Raw genomic sequence first — 15,285 nt, forward strand, 5'->3', positions numbered from 1 at the left:
AACAGATCGGCGTCACTCCGGCGGTCGGAATACCCGCGCGATATCTCGTTTTCCGGGCGTCGACTCCACCTCGACCAGCCCTCGTTCCGTGAACACGCGGCGCCAGTCGCGGTAGTACAGCGGCAGGTCCTCGTCGACGTAGTTGACCGTCCCCGCCTCGCCGCTCTCGTTCTCGACCGTCACGAGGAGGTCACCGGCGATCCGCGCCAGGTCGTCGAACACCCACTCGGAGTCCGGATGGATGTGCTGGAGCGTCTCGACGCTGAAGACGACGTCGAACGCGTCGTCTGACAGATCCGTGACGTATTCCTCGATTGGCTCGGCGTGGAAGGTCCCGTCGGCTGCCAGCTCCGGGTAGGTGTCGGCCAGAATCTCCAGTGCCTCCCCGTTGACGTCGATACCAGTGAGGTTCGAGAAGCCGGCGTCGGCCAGTCCGGCGAGGTGTCTGCCGACGCTGCATCCGACCTCCAGGACGCGCGCGTCGTGTTCGACGTGTCCCTCCAGCAGGGAGCGGACCAGCTCTGTCGTCGCGTCCGACCCGTAGTGGGCGTAGTACGTCGGCGAGTACTCGCCGGAGCGGTCCGCCCACTGTCGTCGGACCTCGTGAGAATCCACGTTCGGTTCCCGGGGCCACGACTGATAACCCTGCCGACACTCGTCCGTCTCGACCAGCTCCCGAATGTTCCGACATCGTCGGTTATCCCGCCCGTAGTGTCCGTTCCTGAACGACGGTGACCACATAGCTGCCGGAGGAGACATTCGGCGCCACATAACCACCTATTCTGGACATTCGTCTATTATTCTCGCGACATCGTAGACGAATACCGGACTTCTTATCAGTGATGGTCGTCAAGTGCTAGTTGCAATGGTAAACGGTACTGTGGATTTCTTCCACGACGACGGCGGCTACGGTTTCATCTCGACTGAGGACGCGGACGATGACGTCTTCTTCCACATGGCGGACGTCGGCGGTTCGGACCTCGAAGAGGGAACAGACATCGAATTCGACATCGAGGACGCCCCCAAGGGTCCTCGCGCGACGAACGTCGTCCGCGCGTAAGCAGGCTTCGTACCTGACTTCTCAGACGGCTACTCGTCCAGAGCGATAGCTCTGCCCGGCGAGCGTATAGTGAGTGGCGAGTGCTCTATAGAGCGACTGGTCCACTCGGTTGAGTCCCCAAATATTGGGTATTCTGTTTATATTCCAACATGGAATATATACTCCATGGGTGTTATAAATACGATTATTAAACGGGTCAGTGACTATGAGGGGACTGCTGCAAGCGAACTCCCACCTCTAGACAGTACGATCGACCCGGCTGTCATCGAGACGTTTATCGAATCAGTGGATAACGATGAGGATCTGATCAATTTCGCCTATTGTGGATACTATGTTTCTGTATTCGGCTCGGGGGACGTGGAGATTGATGGGGAACAGAAGCTCGAGTAGCTCGATCTGGTGTACGAAGGGAGTGCTGTGGCTCACACCCTATTTTTCCCTCGAAAGAATAGATTCGGCCTGAGAGATTCGAGCACATCTGGCGTCGTGCGGTACTCGAAAAAGTTCACACACCAATTACGCTGCTGTAATGGAGTCTGCTCTGCGCTGGTCGTGGCTGGCTGTTATAGCTCGACGGTCGCGAGATCCGACTCTAGCTCCGCGACGTGGTCGTTGTACGCCTGGACGAATCCACGGAATCTGGGGGCGTACTCCCGGATATCCGCCGCCGAGGGCTGTTCGTATTGTGAGAGGAGGTAGAGTCCGCCGGTGCCGCCGACCCGCAGGTACGATGCACGACCCGCTTCCCACTTCAGTTCCCAGCGGGTCCCCTCGACCCGGGCGGTGTAGGTCCCGTAGTCCCCGCCCTCGTAGCGGTGGAGTTCGCCGGCGATGCGATCACAGACCTCCCGCACGCGGTCGAGGACGCGGTCGCGCTGGGCGACGACGCCGTCCGTCGTCGCCACCTCCGGGAACTCCGTCGAGACGTCGTCCAGCACGCCGTCGAGCGAGGCGACGTAGTCGTTGAACCCCGCAATGAAGGCGTCGTAATCCGCCAGGGCGTCGGCGAGTGATTCGGGTTCGGGCGGTTGCTTCGTCGAGATCACGTACACCTCCGAGCCCCGACTGGGGTCGAACCGGAGATACTCCAGGTCGCCGCCCTCGTACTTGACCGTCCACTCGCCGCGGTCGGTCTCGACCGTCGCCTGCCCGTAGTCGCCACCCTCCAGTCGCGCCAGTTGGTAGGCGACGCGGCCAGCGTGGTCCCGAACCGCGGCGACCAGTTCGTCCCGTCTGTCGGCGACCGCCGTCGCGTCGGCGGGGTCGACCGGTGGCCACTCAGTCACACCAGTTCCTGCACCGGGACGAACATAACCGGTGCGGTCCGGGGCCGAAAATCGCGGCCTCGACCGGGCCGGGACAGTCGGCTACCGAAGCCGTGACCGTCGGGTCAGGTCACGGCCGAGGTGCTTCGCGACGGTGACGAGATACCCGAGACCAGCCTGGACTTCGGGGTCCCACAGCGCCCGAAGCAGGCCGAGCACGCCGACCCGCTCGGGAGGTTCGTCGAGATCACCGGTCGCGTCGCCGACGGCGTGCAACAGTGACTCGACCCCACGGACCGTCTCCGGTTCCGCGGCGGCGTCCGCGAGGACACCGAGGTTGCCGCCAGTCGCGGCGAGTTTGGTGACCATCTCGTCGTCCAGCGCGTTGGTCCCCAGTGCGAGGACGTCGAGCAGTTCGTTTACGTCGTCGAGGCGGTCCAGCAGTTCTGCTAGGTCCGCCTCGTTGCCCTCGATGGCTGCGGCGAGTTCGGCGAGCTGTTCGTCCGACACCGCGTCGGCCGCACCGTCGGTCTCGGTGTCTGTCTGTTGTTCACTCATGGTATCACCTCACAGCAGTCCCCTGGCGGTCAGCCAATACGACTCGTTGTAGGCCAGCTTCCCCCAGTGGACGAACTGGTTGGGGTCTTTCGGCGTCGGGTCCCGCTCGTAGCTGAACTCGACGAAGGTGGCCTCGTCGGTCCCGGACTCGACGAAACACATCGTCTTGCCGTCGTACTCCGCAGTCGGGCGCTGTCCCCGAACCCGGCTCGCGAGCCGGTCCGCGACCGTCCCGGCCTGGTAGTGGGCGACGCTGCCGGCCTTGCTCGTCGGGACGTCCGCGACGTCGCCGATGGCGTAGACGTCCGAGACCCGCGTGGATTCGAGTGTCCTGTTGTCGACGTCGACCCAGCCGCCGTCGCCGAGGCCGGCGTCGGTCACCAGATCCAGCCCGGTGTGGGGCGGGATGGCGACCAGCAGGTCGTACTCCATCTCAGATCCCTCCATCGTGTGAATGACCTGTTCGTCGGGGTCGATCTCGTCGGGATTGAAGAACGTCTCGGCGTGGATATCCCGTTCGTCGAACAGCGGCTGAGCCCACTCGGCGACCGATTCGAGCCCGTGAATCCGCTGGATCGGGTAGGTGTACGTGATCTCGATGTCGTCACGGCGCCCCCGCTCCCGGAGCCACTGATCGGCCATGAACACGAACTCGACGGGCGCGGCAGGGCACATGTGCGGGACGCCGATCACCGACAGGACGAGGTGACCCTCCTCGAACTCCGCCAGCGCGTCACGGAGCCGCTCGGCGCCGTCGGGCCCGTAGAAGTGGTGGCCCCCCTCGACCAGTCCCGGTACCTCGTCGGGGACGAGGGTCGCACCGGTAGCCAGCACCAGCGAGTCGTAGGCCAGTGATCCGCCGCCGCCGAGGGCGAGCCGTTTCGTGTCGGTGTCGATGCCGGTCACGCGGTCGATGACGAACTCGACCTTGCGGTCGAGCAGGTCGACGATCGGAGAGCGGGCGTCCTCGACTGTCGCCTCGCCGAACGGGACGTAGAGGAAGGTCGGCTTGTACACCTGGTCGGGCCCGTCGTTGACGACGGTCACCGAGACCTCCTCGCGCTTCAGCTCCGGCGAGAGCTTGTCGGCCAGACGGTTGGCGAGGACCGTCCCGCCCGTGCCACCGCCGACGATGACGATTCTGTGCATTCGTACTCACTCCGTGGTCTCGACGTAGATGCTCCAGTAGTCGTCGTGCTCGACGACGTCCAGCAGGTCGTGGCCGGCCTTCTCGATCCACTCCGGGACGTCGTGACTGGACGAGCTATCGTTGGTCTGCAGTTCGAAGACGGTGCCCGGATCGGACTGTTTGATCTTGCCGATGAGGTCCATCAGCGGACCGGGGCAGGTGGCACCGCGCGAGTCGACGGTCACGTCGGGGGAGATTGATTCACTCATTTTGCTCACCTCAGATGAACAGCACCTGTTTGTCTTCGGCCAGCGTGAGGAACCCGGAGACGCCCAGGACGTCGTCGAACATGGCCGCGTAGTCGTCCAGGTCCTTCCCCAGCAGGTCCATCGACAGTTCACAGGCGTAGAGGCTGACCGGCCCGATCTCCTGTGCCTGGGCGATGGACTCGTAGAACAGCGGCATCTCCGCGTCCTCGGACTCCATCATGGTTTGCGCGACCGCGCCCATCTCGAAGTCGTTGTTCTCGATGGTCTCGACGTCGAACGCCTCCAGTCCGTCCATCGTCGCGAAGATGTCGATGGGGATGTCCGAGGCGCCCGCGACGGACGCGATGTTCGATACTGCCTGTAGCCGCTCTAGCTTGCCCGAGGCAAGGACGATTGCGTATCCTGACATTGGTACTCTCCTCGACGTGGAGATACGGTCGACCAGTATATAATATTGTACGCCAATTCCAAAATTCTGAGAAACCCATCGAGTCACAGGCGCAGATATTTGAAAACCAGGCTGACGAGATGGGTGCTAATCCGGTCCTTGAATGTATCAAAACCTCCATCAGTATTTCTACTATCCTACAATATTCGAGTGGCCGCCCGAGTAGTAGTGCGTCCACGCCGCCTCGAAGACCGACTGCGATACCCCCTACAGCACGTCGGCGATCCCACAGACGGCCCCAACGGTGCAACGTCCGCGGTCGATGGCATCTCCCACGACCGGATCGGCGGTCCACTCACTGCGGTTTCCATGGCCGATGACCCGGAACGAGATATCCTTGCGGTCGACAGCCGGTCACCGACGAGTCTGCGACATGTTGCGTTCGCTGTGACGCTACTACGAGAGGAGCGGGACCGTCGTCAGGGCCAGGTGCCGCGCTGTTCGCTTGCCTCGATGACGCGTTCGAGTGCGACGACGTAAGCGGCCGTCCGGAGCGACGGCACGTCCCGATCCTCGTAGGCGTCGACCAGGTTCCAGAACTGCTCGACGATCGTCTCGTCCAGTTCCTCGTTGACGCGGTCCTCGGACCAGTAGAACCGCTGGCGGTTCTGCACCCACTCGAAGTACGAGACGATGACGCCACCGGCGTTCGCGAGGATGTCCGGAATGACGACGACGTCGTCGAGGATCTCGTCGGCTGCGGGCGTGATCGGACCGTTCGCGGCCTCGGAGATAACGTCGGCGGAGATGTCCTGTGCGAGCGACTCGTCGATGGCGTTCTCGAGTGCGGCCGGGATCAACAGATCCACGTCGAGCGTGAGTAGTTCGTCGTTGGTGAGTTCCGACTCGGCGTCGGGATAGCCGACGACGCTGCCGGTCTCGCGTTTGAACTCCTTGACCGCCACCGGGTCGAACGACTCCTCGGCGTAGATAGCACCACTGGAGTCCGAGACCGCGACGACGTCGGCACCCATCTCGTAGATGAGTTTCGCCGCGATCCACCCTGCGTTGCCGTACCCCTGGACCGCGACCGTGGCGCCTTCGAGGTCCTTGTCGAGGTAGTCGAACGCCTCGCGTGCGGCGACGACCGTCGAGCGACCGGTCGCCTCGACACGGCCCTCGCTCCCACCGCTGGAGAGGTCCTTGCCGGTGATAACTCCCGGCTCAGTCGTGTCTTCGAGCGTCTCGTAGGTATCCTTGATCCAGTTCATCTCGCGCTGTCCCGTGTTGACGTCGGGAGCAGGGACGTCGCGATCGACGCCGATGAGCGGGGTCAGTTCCTTCGCGAACGCACGCGTGATCCGTTCGAGTTCGCTCTCGGAGTAGTCGGTCGGATCGAGGACGATGCCGCCCTTCCCGCCACCGAGTGGGATATCGCTCGTCGCGGTCTTGTAGACCATCCACCCGGAGAGCGCTTTGACCTCGTCCCGACTCACCTGTGGGTGGTAGCGGATCCCGCCCTTGTAGGGACCGCGGTCCCCGTTGAACTGCGACCGGTAGGCACGGAACACCTCGATGGAGCCGTCGTCCATCTCGACCGAGAGGTTCGTCTCGAGAACGCGCTCCGGATTCTTCAGGCGTTCGATCTGTCCGTCCGACACGTCCAGGTATTGGGCTGCCTCTTCGATCTGCGTCCGCAAGCTCTGGTACGGATTGACCTCCGACATACCTCACCCAGAGCAATCGAGATACCAAAAGCTATCCATTTAAATCAGGTATAGTACCTGTTTTCTGGGTTTAGTTGCCACTCATTCTGGGGCTTCCCAGCACTCTTCTCGCCAATCAATCGTTAGAGCGTCATCTTAGTATCAAATTCTGATAGTACAATTTTTCCTGACTTTTCTGTCGCGTGGACGGCGGTGTCCGTTTCGAGTGCCACAGCATCGCCGACCTGTTCGTACTCCGTTACCGGAACGTCGATCCGGTCGACGGTCGGCAACAGACAGTCGCGACTCGTCGTACGTTCGAGGAGGACGTCGCCGCTGGGGAACTGCCAGATCTTCGTGACACCCCGGAACAGCGGTACCGAGGTCGGTTCCGCGACGACCCTGAGAGTGCGCCCGGACACGACACGGCTTCGACCGTCTGTCACAGCCGATCAACCCCCGGCGACCGTCGCTGCGAACTCGCGGACGGTGAACATAGCTCGTGGGAGGCACTCCGGTCGGTAGTTCCAGCGGTTGTCGGTATCGAGTCGACCCACATCGTCACTCGATCGGCGTGTGTCTGTTGCGCATCTCGCCTCCACAGCTCGGACAGGGAGCCGGATTGTCGGCTGCAACGACGACGGCCCCACACTCGAAGCACTCGTACGGCGTTTCCTCGTCGGGAGTTTGCGTGACATCTCTCATAGAGCGTTCACGAGTGCCGGCCGTCGACCTGCGGCACCCGGATAGGACAAACGCCGGCGGAGGCGAGTATTCAGTTGTTTAGCAACGAAGTACGTCTCGAAAGGAGTGTTTACTATTGAACCCCACCGCTCGACGTGGCGACCGAGCGACCGCGTTCCTCGAAGAGTGCCGTGAACAGCTTCCGCTGTACCGTTCGGATGTGCTGGTAGAACGCCGGGGGAGAGATGTCCAGCATCGTCGCGACGTCCTCGCCGGTACTGTCACGAGGCGACTCGAAGAACCCGCTGTAGTAGGCCGTCTGGACGACCTCCAGTTGACGGTCGGTGAGCGCCGCGAGCAGGCGTGCGTAGACGTCCTCGGTGGCGGCCTGGTCCATCGTCTGTTTGCTACGGAGTTCGATCTCGGAGAACGCGTCGTCGACCAACCGGGAGATAGTTCTGACGTCGATGCTGTCGGGAACGTCGACAGTGAGCGTCGTCGAGGTCGGGTCGGCAGTGGCCTCCCGGAAGACGGCACCGTGGTCGGCCAGTTCGAGTGCCAGAAACGGCCGCGTGAGTCCGAGTCGCAGGACACCGCCGTCGGTCTCGTCACTGATCCGTCGGACGTCGTCGATCCCGACCAGGTCGGCCGCTGCGGCTTCGGCGACGTCGAGCGGTACGCCGTCGACGGTGACGAACACGTAGTTGCCGTCCGTCGTCTGCTGGACACCGCCCCGATAGGAGACGGTACACTCGGCAGCCTCGGCGAGACGCGAGAGGATGAACGTCCGGTCCTCGACCGCGAAAGTGACACGGGCGATAGAGGTCGTCAACAGCGCGTTCTTGCGCTCGATTGCGCTGAGTGCCGAGGCGATCGTCTCCCCGAGTTCCGCCAGCACCGCACGAGCCGTCTCGTCGAACGCGTCCCGGGTATCCGCATACACCGTCAGGACGCCGTGTGTGAGCTCGTTGTACACCAGTGGGATACTCAGTACGGACATGAAGTCGCGTGTGAGTGCCGCGCCACGCCAGGCGTCCTCCCGGAGATCGGTCGCGACGTTCGCCACCATCGTCACGTCGCCCGTCGCGGCGGTCTTGCCGGCCGGTTCGGTACCCGCCGCGTCGACAGTGAACGTCTCGCTGTTCAGATAGCCCTGTTCTGCACCCGCCCACGCCCGCGGTTCGATCGTCTCAGTGGTCGGATCGACGCTCCCGATCCAGGCGAAGCTGAACCGGTCGTCTTCCGTCAGTAACTCGCTGACGGCGTGGTCGATCTCCTCGCGCGTCTCCGCCTGGACGATCGCCCTGTCGATCGCCCTGATCGTCTCGTTGATGCGGTTCAGGGCGGTGAGCTGTTCGTTCTGCCGCTGTAACTGTCTGTCCTGGGACCGGAGCTGTGACTCCCGCCTGACGCGGTCCAGCGCGGCCTCTGCGGTCGCCGCGAGCAGATCGGTGAGTTCGCGGGTCACGTCGTCGAAAGCCCCGACCGCCGTGGTGCCGGCGACGAGGACCCCGTGATCACCCAGCGGGACGTAGCCCGCGCTTCTGAGCTCTGTGGCCTGATTGTCGAGCCGATCGTCCTCGTGGACGTCGTCGAAGAACATCGACTGTCCCTCGATGAACCCACAGCCAGGGAGCGTCTCGCCGTCGGCGTGGAGCCGCGGCAGCGGTCCGTGTCGGTCCCGCATCGCCTGGGAGTGGCTGGCCGGCCTGAGCTCGTTCGTCTCGCTGTCGAACAGGTAGACCGCCGTCGCGTCCAGATCGAGGACGTTCGGCGAGCCCTCGACGACTTGCTGTGCGATCTCGTCGTGTGTCCCCGCGTAGAGGAACTCCCGTGCCAGTTCCTGCAGTGTCGCGAGCGCCTCCTCGCGCTGTTTCCGTTTCGTGATATCGCGACAGCTATAGAGCAACGTCCCTCCCTGGATGTCGACCGCCCGAACGTTGACCAGGAGTGTGTGTTCACGGCCGGCCTTGTCCGTGGCCGTACACTCGATGTTCTTGAGGCTCCCCGTCTCGGCGAGTTCGGCCCGGTCGAAGAGGTCCGCGCCGAGCAGGTCTTCGATCGTCCCCTGGCTGCGGATCTCGTCTGCCGTGTAGCCGAAGATGAAGTGGACGTTCGGACAGACGTACGTGTATTCGCCGTCCTCGTCCGTCATCAGGACGGTGTCGGTCATGTTGTTGAGTGTGACCCGGTGGAGCTCCTCCGACTGGCGCAGATCCCGTTCGAGAGCGACGCGCTCGGTGCTGTCGACGCCCCGGATCACGATCGACGTGAGCGTGCCCGATGCATCCTCGACTGGACGAACGGAGAGGTCGATGACCCGCGCGGACTCGCTGCTCGACGGCTCGGAGATAGTCCCACTGGCGGGTGTCCCGTCCTGTGCCGCCTCGACGAGCTGTCGAACGTCGTTCCGGGCCGAGTCCGTCGCTTCCCACCACGGGAGCGTCCAGAAGGGGTCCCCCAGCACCGACGCGGTCTCGACGTCCATCATCTCGGCGGCCGTCTGGTTCGCACGGGCGAGTCCGCCGTCCGGGTCGAGCACCCACGTCGCTGTCTGTGTATCGTGGAACACTGCATCGAACTGTCGTGCCCGGCCACGGTGGACGCTCGCCCGCTGGACGGTCCCGAGCGTGTTCTGTATCCGGGACAATACGGTGTCGACCATCTGCTCGACCGGGGGCTCGAGCGCGACGTAGTCGCTCGCCCCGGCCGCAGTGGCGTCGCTGGCCAGCCGTTCGGACCCGTCGGCGGTGCCAAAGAGCACCGGCACCGTCGTGTCCTCGTCTCGGACCGCCTCGACGAGGTCGATCCCGGTCGCCCCAGCGACCGACCGTGCCGTGACGATACAGTCGATGACCTCATCGTGGATAGCATCGACAGCGGCGGCGACCGTCTCGACTCTCCGTGCCGTCCCATCCGTCTCCGCGTCGATCCTGTCGGCGAGGTCGTCGAGCCAGTCGGCCCGCCCGGCCAGCAGGATACCCGTAGATTCGAGGGGACCGTCGAACCCGGACATCAGCGGCCCACGGACTGGACGGTCGTTCGAGACAGCCCCCAGAGCCAACAGCCGAGCCGTGTCGGTCCAACCAGTCGTGTTGCCGGAATCGAGCGCATGTATGGTTTATAATCTAACCCACCCTGGAACATAGACGTTTGGTAGTCAATCACTGCAGCGAACTGAGACACCAGCGTCCGCTCGCCCCGTGTGGGCACACGTCCCCACGATCAGTTGCGCGGACCAGAAACTCGGCCCGGATATCGCCCGGTTCGAGTGCAGAGTCGCCCGAGGGGCGCCCGTGAGCAACCGGCACATCGCGTCCGGGAACGCGGTGGACCCAGAGGTTGTGCGACAGCGCCATGCGGAACCGAGCAGACATCACACTGGCTCCTCCTGACGGAGCCACCGGAACGTACCCATCGTCATCCTGTGTCAGGCTTCGGTCTGACCCGGAAAAAGTCGGTACGGCCCGCTCGGTCAGCGGCCAGCGCTACGGTCGGTGCTGGATGGCCCGCTATTTCGGTACCACAGCCGGAGGCCGTAGAGCGACCCGACGACGACCGAGCCGATGAGCGCGAGCACGATACCGAACGCGAGCGAGCCGACCACCGGATTCGCGTACGGTACCATCACGTCCTGTGGCGGTTCGACCGCCCAGGGGCTGACGTGGAAATACGCGAGCATCCCGGCACTGAAGGCGAAGAACCCGGCCCAGTACCCGGCCTCGACACGGCGCGTCAGACTCAGGTAGAGGCTGATCGCGAGCAGCGGGTAGATGGCGAGGCTGTACGTGAACGGGTTCACCTCGGGCGTGAGGGGCCAGCCGACGTGGTTGCCGCGGATGATGTGGTCGATGTGATGGGCGGCCCCCAGCACCGTCGGTATCAGGACGAACAGGTAGAACCCCCTGGTCAGACTGGTACGTTCGGTCGGAAGTTCGATCGGGAGGGTGTCTTCGCTGGCCATACATAGGAGTGGACGCGATCGGCGGTCAGAGTTTGTCCAAGATGTTGGGTACATAGCGGCTCCCCGCCACACTCAGCCGAGTGGTTCGAACGACACCGCGACGTGTCCCGTGACTGCCTCGTAGGAAGCGAGGCACGTCGACCGCTATATCGGTCCAGCGGGTTCAAACACGTGACCTACGTCGTTGCCGACGGTACCTGTACCGAGATTCCCAACTCGGGCACGACCGCGAGTGGCATCGACACGAGTTCGCTCGTCAGCACGAACCAGACCACCACGAACGTCCAGCAGTACAGTTCGATCGTCGCACGCGGCCGAACGACGATCGACGGGGAAGCGATGTACGTCTTCGAACTCCCGCAGGGAGCGGGCGGCTCGGGTGGATCGACGACGTACTACGTGAGCGTCGCGACCAACCGGCTCCGGCGGGTGGAGTCCCAGGGCACCGTCATCGACTACTTCGACTGGGGCGAGGTGGCCCCGATCACCGCCCCCTGCTGAGCACGTAGTTCAGAGCGCGACGATGTTGTACGAGAGGTTCAAGAGCGTTCCGTTGCCCGAGTACTGGACGACGAACCGCGATTCGCCCGTCGACGTGCTGAACCCCCGCGGGACAGTGGGCCCGTCCAGATACCACCGGTTGTCACTTCGCCACATGACGAAGTCGTCGTCGTCGTTCGCGCCCTTGTCGGCCTCCCGGAACGTTCCGGTCACTTCGATGTACGCATCGTCGGGGTCCAGCGCGGCCGCATCGGGAAAGACGAACTCGACGGGACTGACCGCGTCGGTCAGTACTCGGCCCGTGCCACCGGCGATCTCGCGTGCCGTCGACCGGTCGGTTCGCCACACCAGGTTCTGCCCGGTCGTGGTCCGTACCTCGTTGGTACCGTCACTCGCCGCGACGCTGATCTTCCCGTATATCTCCTCGGTATTCGCGCCATCGAAGACCGCGTCCGAAGCGTGCTCGACGTAGAGGTACGGCCGTTCGAAGAGGTACCGAAGCGGCTCGGCAGTCGGCGTCGGCGTCGGCGTCACCGATTCGACGAGCAGCGGCCGTGGTTCGACGGTCAGGACCTCGATACGTGGCTCTGGACTCGGTGTCGGCGTCGCTGTCGCGGTTGCAGTCGGTGTGTCTGTCGGTGTCGCGGTGGGGGTGTCTGTCGGCGTCGCGGTGGGGGTGTCTGTCGACGACGCGGTGGGGGTGTCTGTCGGCGTCGCAGTTGCAGTCGGTGTGGGGACAGGTGTTCGGGTCGCCGTCCGTGGGGAAGGGGTTGTGTCTCCGTCGCCGAATTGAAAGTTGAACGTACAGCCGGACAGTGCCGTCATCGCAGCGCCCGTGCCAGCGAGGAACGCCCGTCGCCCGAGCCACCCTGCACGGTCCGTGTTCGGCGCCTCCGAGCCACCCTCAGTTTCGTCTCGGCCGGAATTCATGAGAGATATCAGTGGTGTATAGTAATCAACGTATCCCCCGTCTTCCGGCCCTTCAGTTCCGGAGCAGCCAGTTCTCGTCACAGATACGACGATCCTGCTCCGGTATCCCGACTGGCGATCAGTCGGTCGTCCGCAGACGAATCGATACGGCACCGGCACTGTCGGCGTCGAGAGTCAGAGCCACGCGTCCCACCCCCTATCGGTTCTGGACGCGTTCCTGTATTCTATCAGACGTGCCGTCGGAACGCGAGTCGCCACCCGCCAGTCCGAGGACGCTGGTGTCGGGGACCTCGTGGTTCGAGAGGCGCTCGGTCCCGAAGACGAGGACGACGAGGAGCGCGACCCCGATCAGGACGACGGCCGAAGAGATTTCGGCGAGGAAGTTCAGCCACGGGTCCGGTATCCCGCCCGGGACGAGTGCTGCCCTGTCGGCTGGGTGGAAGACGCCGATGCTGTTCATCCCGGCGTGGAACACCGCGGCCGCGAGGACGCTGCCCGTGTTGTTGTACATCCACGTCCAGAGCACCGACCCCGCGAGGATCGTCCCGCCCCAGACGAGTTGCTGGGAGACGGGCCAGCTAGCGTGGGTCGTGTTGGCGTTCAGGAACAGCGGGAGGTGCCACCCCGCCCACGCCGCCCCGACCAACAGGCTCGTGACGAGCGCGCTGTAGCGCTCCTGGAGGATCGGGACCATGAACCCGCGCCAGCCGAGTTCCTCCTGGCCGCCGCCCCAGACCGTTCCCCAGGCCATCACGAACAGATAGATGCCGGGGAAGGGCAACCCCGAGAGGTCGATCGGTCCACCGAGTGCCACGTAGACAGCACTCCCGAGCGCGAGGACGACGAGCGGGAGTGCGAGCGCGGCCGCCCACCACGACGGCCCGATACGCCAGCGGAAGAACTGCCCGAGCCACGAGCGGAGACGGCCACCCGACGCCCAGACGACGACGGCGGCACCGACCGGCGGCCCGAACCCACCGAAGCCCACGAGGATCGACAGCGTCCACGACGCGCCCATCCCCGAGAGGGCGAGCACGCCCTGTATCGTCCACGTGAACCCGTAGGTGACCGCCAGAAAGCTCGCGATCCGGTGCCGGTCGATCCAGGCTCGAACAGCGAGAGACATGTGACAAGCATTCTGAACGAGCTGTCTAATATCTAGTGTCGCCGCTCCCAGGCTGGCGGAACCGTGAACGAGCAATTGGGTTACAGAGTGCCCGCAACACTGCTCGGAACGTTTAAGCTCGAATGGAATATCAGTACAGCATGGCTTTCTCACGCCGTGCCGTTCTCGGGTTACTGACAATGGGTGCAGTCGCGGGCTGTTCGGGGAGCGGTCCCGGCGAAGATGCTGGCGACAGTCCCGGTGAAACCCCCACAGCATCTGGACAGGAACCCGGCGGTGGCCCTCCCGACGGTGGCTCCGATAGCAGCGGCGATACGGCGCCCGCGGGATCCTGTGCGAGTCACTTCGGCGACACGCTGGCGCGGTACGATACCAGCGGCCGGGGGATGGTCGCTTCCTTCGGCTATCCGATGGGCGGCGAGATAACCTTCGAGCAGAGCGACGGCGTCGACCACCTGACGTCGTTCGGCTACGGGCGGGGAGAAACGTCGCCGTTACACGACCTCACCGTCTCCGAGCGGGGGCCGCTGAGCACGACGGGCGACGCCACCGAGGCCTACTCGTTCAGCGACGAGTACGAGAGCGGGACGGTGACGACGTACGGTGGCCAGACCCGCCCCGCGGCGATCCGCCGGACCGGCGATACGTCGGTGACCTACATCGTCCGTGTCGAGGAGGCGGATGACTTCTACGAGTTCTCCGTCCAGACCGCCGTCGGTGAGGGCGAGCCGTGTCCGGCGACCTACGAATCGGTTACAAGGTGGGTCGTGGAGTCGTTCGAGCCGGTGGCCTGAGCGCCGTAGCGATCGACGCTGGGCCGGCACCCACGGTCGAGCGGCGTCAAGATGTATGGTCCAGTCCGACGAAGAGCTCGTATGAGCGACAGTGGTGACCGAGTCGAACGGTTCCCCGTCCGTCGCCGGGGAACAGTCGACTACATGCGAACGGCGGGCCGGCGAAGTAACGTCCACGGACTCGTCGAGGTCGACGTGACCGAGGCGCGGCGCCGCATCGAGGCCATCGAAACCGAGACGGGCGATTCCCTGTCGTTCACCGCGTTTCTCGTGGGCTGTCTCGCCCGCGCTATCGAGGCCCACCCGCACGTCAACGCCTATCGTGACTGGCGTGGTCGCGTACACGTGTTCGAGGACGTCGACGTGAACGTGCTCGTCGAGACGACGGTCGAGGGTGAGCGACTGGGCGTCCCGCACGTCCTCAGGCGTGCGAACGACCGGTCCGTCCGCTCGATCCACGACGAGATACGGGCGGCACAGGAGTCACAGAACCCGGCCGAACTCTCACGGTGGGCCGAACTGGCACTCCGACTCCCCGGATTCGTTCGCCGACTCGTCTGGCGACTTCCGCAGTGGTCCCCCGAGCGCTGGAAGGCCGTGGCCGGGACGGTCACCGTGACAGCCGTCGGGATGTTCGGCGAGGGCGGGGGCTGGGCGGTCAGTCCCACGAACTACACGCTGCAGCTGACCGTCGGCGGCATCAGCGAGCAGCCGAAACTGGTCGACGGAACGGTCACGAATCGCGAGGTCCTCAACCTCACGGTGACCGTCGACCACGACATCGTCGACGGCGCAGCCGCCGCCCGCTTCGTCCAGCGACTGTGCGAACTCGTCGAGGACGCACACGGACTGGAACCGCAGGTCGACGAGTGATACATGTCCCCGAGACACTCCGTCGCCTTTGAGACGAC

The 15,285-nt window shown here is 64.2% G+C and carries 18 protein-coding genes; 5 read left to right on the top strand and 13 right to left on the bottom strand.

What is annotated here, in order from left to right:
• Positions 1 to 12: 12 nt before the first annotated feature.
• Positions 13 to 615: a class I SAM-dependent methyltransferase gene (locus Hhyl2_RS08395; protein WP_483550290.1), complete on the bottom strand. Its 603-nt coding sequence runs from the start codon at positions 613 to 615 to the stop codon at positions 13 to 15.
• A gap of 250 nt (positions 616 to 865) precedes the next feature.
• Here Hhyl2_RS08395 and Hhyl2_RS08400 point away from each other — a divergent pair, with 250 nt between their 5' ends.
• Positions 866 to 1,060 carry a cold-shock protein gene (locus Hhyl2_RS08400; RefSeq protein WP_483550291.1) on the top strand — a complete coding sequence of 65 codons (195 nt, stop codon included), beginning with the start codon at positions 866 to 868 and terminating at the stop codon, positions 1,058 to 1,060.
• Positions 1,061 to 1,129: 69 nt separating this feature from the next.
• Positions 1,130 to 1,450, top strand: coding sequence for a HalOD1 output domain-containing protein (locus Hhyl2_RS08405; RefSeq protein ID WP_483550292.1), 321 nt, complete (start codon positions 1,130 to 1,132; stop codon positions 1,448 to 1,450).
• Positions 1,451 to 1,623: 173 nt separating this feature from the next.
• Here the strand turns inward: Hhyl2_RS08405 and Hhyl2_RS08410 are convergent, their stop codons facing one another.
• The 10 genes from Hhyl2_RS08410 to Hhyl2_RS08455 form a co-directional block, all read right to left on the bottom strand.
• The gene (locus Hhyl2_RS08410) at positions 1,624 to 2,346 is read right to left on the bottom strand and encodes a profilin-fold protein (protein ID WP_483550293.1); all 723 of its coding nucleotides are present in this window, start codon (positions 2,344 to 2,346) and stop codon (positions 1,624 to 1,626) included.
• Positions 2,347 to 2,427: 81 nt separating this feature from the next.
• On the bottom strand, positions 2,428 to 2,883 hold the full coding sequence (locus tag Hhyl2_RS08415; RefSeq protein ID WP_483550294.1) for a helical membrane plugin domain-containing protein: 456 nt from the start codon (positions 2,881 to 2,883) through the stop codon (positions 2,428 to 2,430).
• A 9-nt stretch (positions 2,884 to 2,892) separates the two neighbouring features.
• Positions 2,893 to 4,032 (bottom strand): NAD(P)/FAD-dependent oxidoreductase, encoded by a 1,140-nt coding sequence (locus tag Hhyl2_RS08420; RefSeq protein ID WP_483550295.1) that lies wholly within the window; start codon positions 4,030 to 4,032, stop codon positions 2,893 to 2,895.
• A gap of 6 nt (positions 4,033 to 4,038) precedes the next feature.
• A complete protein-coding gene (locus tag Hhyl2_RS08425; protein WP_483550296.1) occupies positions 4,039 to 4,281 on the bottom strand; it encodes a sulfurtransferase TusA family protein in 243 nt (80 codons plus the stop codon).
• A gap of 10 nt (positions 4,282 to 4,291) precedes the next feature.
• On the bottom strand, positions 4,292 to 4,690 hold the full coding sequence (locus tag Hhyl2_RS08430; RefSeq protein ID WP_483550297.1) for a DsrE/DsrF/DrsH-like family protein: 399 nt from the start codon (positions 4,688 to 4,690) through the stop codon (positions 4,292 to 4,294).
• A gap of 458 nt (positions 4,691 to 5,148) precedes the next feature.
• The gene (locus tag Hhyl2_RS08435; RefSeq protein WP_483550298.1) at positions 5,149 to 6,396 is read right to left on the bottom strand and encodes a Glu/Leu/Phe/Val family dehydrogenase; all 1,248 of its coding nucleotides are present in this window, start codon (positions 6,394 to 6,396) and stop codon (positions 5,149 to 5,151) included.
• 122 nt (positions 6,397 to 6,518) lie between these two features.
• Positions 6,519 to 6,797, bottom strand: coding sequence for a hypothetical protein (locus Hhyl2_RS08440; protein WP_483550299.1), 279 nt, complete (start codon positions 6,795 to 6,797; stop codon positions 6,519 to 6,521).
• 139 nt (positions 6,798 to 6,936) lie between these two features.
• Positions 6,937 to 7,080, bottom strand: a complete 144-nt coding sequence (locus tag Hhyl2_RS08445; RefSeq protein ID WP_483550300.1) for a rubrerythrin-like domain-containing protein — start codon at positions 7,078 to 7,080, stop codon at positions 6,937 to 6,939.
• A gap of 112 nt (positions 7,081 to 7,192) precedes the next feature.
• Positions 7,193 to 10,075, bottom strand: a complete 2,883-nt coding sequence (locus tag Hhyl2_RS08450) for a bacterio-opsin activator domain-containing protein (RefSeq protein WP_483550301.1) — start codon at positions 10,073 to 10,075, stop codon at positions 7,193 to 7,195.
• A 459-nt stretch (positions 10,076 to 10,534) separates the two neighbouring features.
• A complete protein-coding gene (locus Hhyl2_RS08455) occupies positions 10,535 to 11,023 on the bottom strand; it encodes a hypothetical protein (RefSeq protein ID WP_483550302.1) in 489 nt (162 codons plus the stop codon).
• 171 nt (positions 11,024 to 11,194) lie between these two features.
• On the opposite strand from Hhyl2_RS08455, the gene Hhyl2_RS08460 reads away from it, so the two are divergent.
• The gene (locus Hhyl2_RS08460) at positions 11,195 to 11,524 is read left to right on the top strand and encodes a hypothetical protein (RefSeq protein WP_483550303.1); all 330 of its coding nucleotides are present in this window, start codon (positions 11,195 to 11,197) and stop codon (positions 11,522 to 11,524) included.
• A 9-nt stretch (positions 11,525 to 11,533) separates the two neighbouring features.
• Here Hhyl2_RS08460 and Hhyl2_RS08465 read toward each other — a convergent pair whose 3' ends face one another.
• Positions 11,534 to 12,454 carry a hypothetical protein gene (locus tag Hhyl2_RS08465; RefSeq protein WP_483550304.1) on the bottom strand — a complete coding sequence of 307 codons (921 nt, stop codon included), beginning with the start codon at positions 12,452 to 12,454 and terminating at the stop codon, positions 11,534 to 11,536.
• 196 nt (positions 12,455 to 12,650) lie between these two features.
• Positions 12,651 to 13,580 (bottom strand): CPBP family intramembrane glutamic endopeptidase, encoded by a 930-nt coding sequence (locus Hhyl2_RS08470; RefSeq protein WP_483550305.1) that lies wholly within the window; start codon positions 13,578 to 13,580, stop codon positions 12,651 to 12,653.
• A 140-nt stretch (positions 13,581 to 13,720) separates the two neighbouring features.
• Here Hhyl2_RS08470 and Hhyl2_RS08475 point away from each other — a divergent pair, with 140 nt between their 5' ends.
• Together Hhyl2_RS08475 and Hhyl2_RS08480 are read left to right on the top strand one after the other, a co-directional pair.
• Positions 13,721 to 14,374, top strand: a complete 654-nt coding sequence (locus tag Hhyl2_RS08475) for a hypothetical protein (protein WP_483550306.1) — start codon at positions 13,721 to 13,723, stop codon at positions 14,372 to 14,374.
• 81 nt (positions 14,375 to 14,455) lie between these two features.
• Positions 14,456 to 15,247 carry a 2-oxo acid dehydrogenase subunit E2 gene (locus tag Hhyl2_RS08480; RefSeq protein ID WP_483550307.1) on the top strand — a complete coding sequence of 264 codons (792 nt, stop codon included), beginning with the start codon at positions 14,456 to 14,458 and terminating at the stop codon, positions 15,245 to 15,247.
• The last annotated feature ends 38 nt before the right edge of the window (positions 15,248 to 15,285 follow it).

The sequence above is a fragment of the Haloarcula sp. H-hyl2 genome, from assembly GCF_056934385.1.

Coding starts and splice junctions, on each gene's coding strand:
- Hhyl2_RS08400 (WP_483550291.1), top strand. CDS start 866: ATGGTAAACGGTACTGTGGATTTCTTCCACGACGACGGCGGCTACGGT.
- Hhyl2_RS08415 (WP_483550294.1), bottom strand. CDS start 2,883: ATGAGTGAACAACAGACAGACACCGAGACCGACGGTGCGGCCGACGCG.
- Hhyl2_RS08420 (WP_483550295.1), bottom strand. CDS start 4,032: ATGCACAGAATCGTCATCGTCGGCGGTGGCACGGGCGGGACGGTCCTC.
- Hhyl2_RS08425 (WP_483550296.1), bottom strand. CDS start 4,281: ATGAGTGAATCAATCTCCCCCGACGTGACCGTCGACTCGCGCGGTGCC.
- Hhyl2_RS08430 (WP_483550297.1), bottom strand. CDS start 4,690: ATGTCAGGATACGCAATCGTCCTTGCCTCGGGCAAGCTAGAGCGGCTA.
- Hhyl2_RS08435 (WP_483550298.1), bottom strand. CDS start 6,396: ATGTCGGAGGTCAATCCGTACCAGAGCTTGCGGACGCAGATCGAAGAG.
- Hhyl2_RS08445 (WP_483550300.1), bottom strand. CDS start 7,080: ATGAGAGATGTCACGCAAACTCCCGACGAGGAAACGCCGTACGAGTGC.
- Hhyl2_RS08450 (WP_483550301.1), bottom strand. CDS start 10,075: ATGTCCGGGTTCGACGGTCCCCTCGAATCTACGGGTATCCTGCTGGCC.
- Hhyl2_RS08455 (WP_483550302.1), bottom strand. CDS start 11,023: ATGGCCAGCGAAGACACCCTCCCGATCGAACTTCCGACCGAACGTACC.
- Hhyl2_RS08465 (WP_483550304.1), bottom strand. CDS start 12,454: ATGAATTCCGGCCGAGACGAAACTGAGGGTGGCTCGGAGGCGCCGAAC.
- Hhyl2_RS08470 (WP_483550305.1), bottom strand. CDS start 13,580: ATGTCTCTCGCTGTTCGAGCCTGGATCGACCGGCACCGGATCGCGAGC.
- Hhyl2_RS08475 (WP_483550306.1), top strand. CDS start 13,721: ATGGCTTTCTCACGCCGTGCCGTTCTCGGGTTACTGACAATGGGTGCA.
- Hhyl2_RS08480 (WP_483550307.1), top strand. CDS start 14,456: ATGAGCGACAGTGGTGACCGAGTCGAACGGTTCCCCGTCCGTCGCCGG.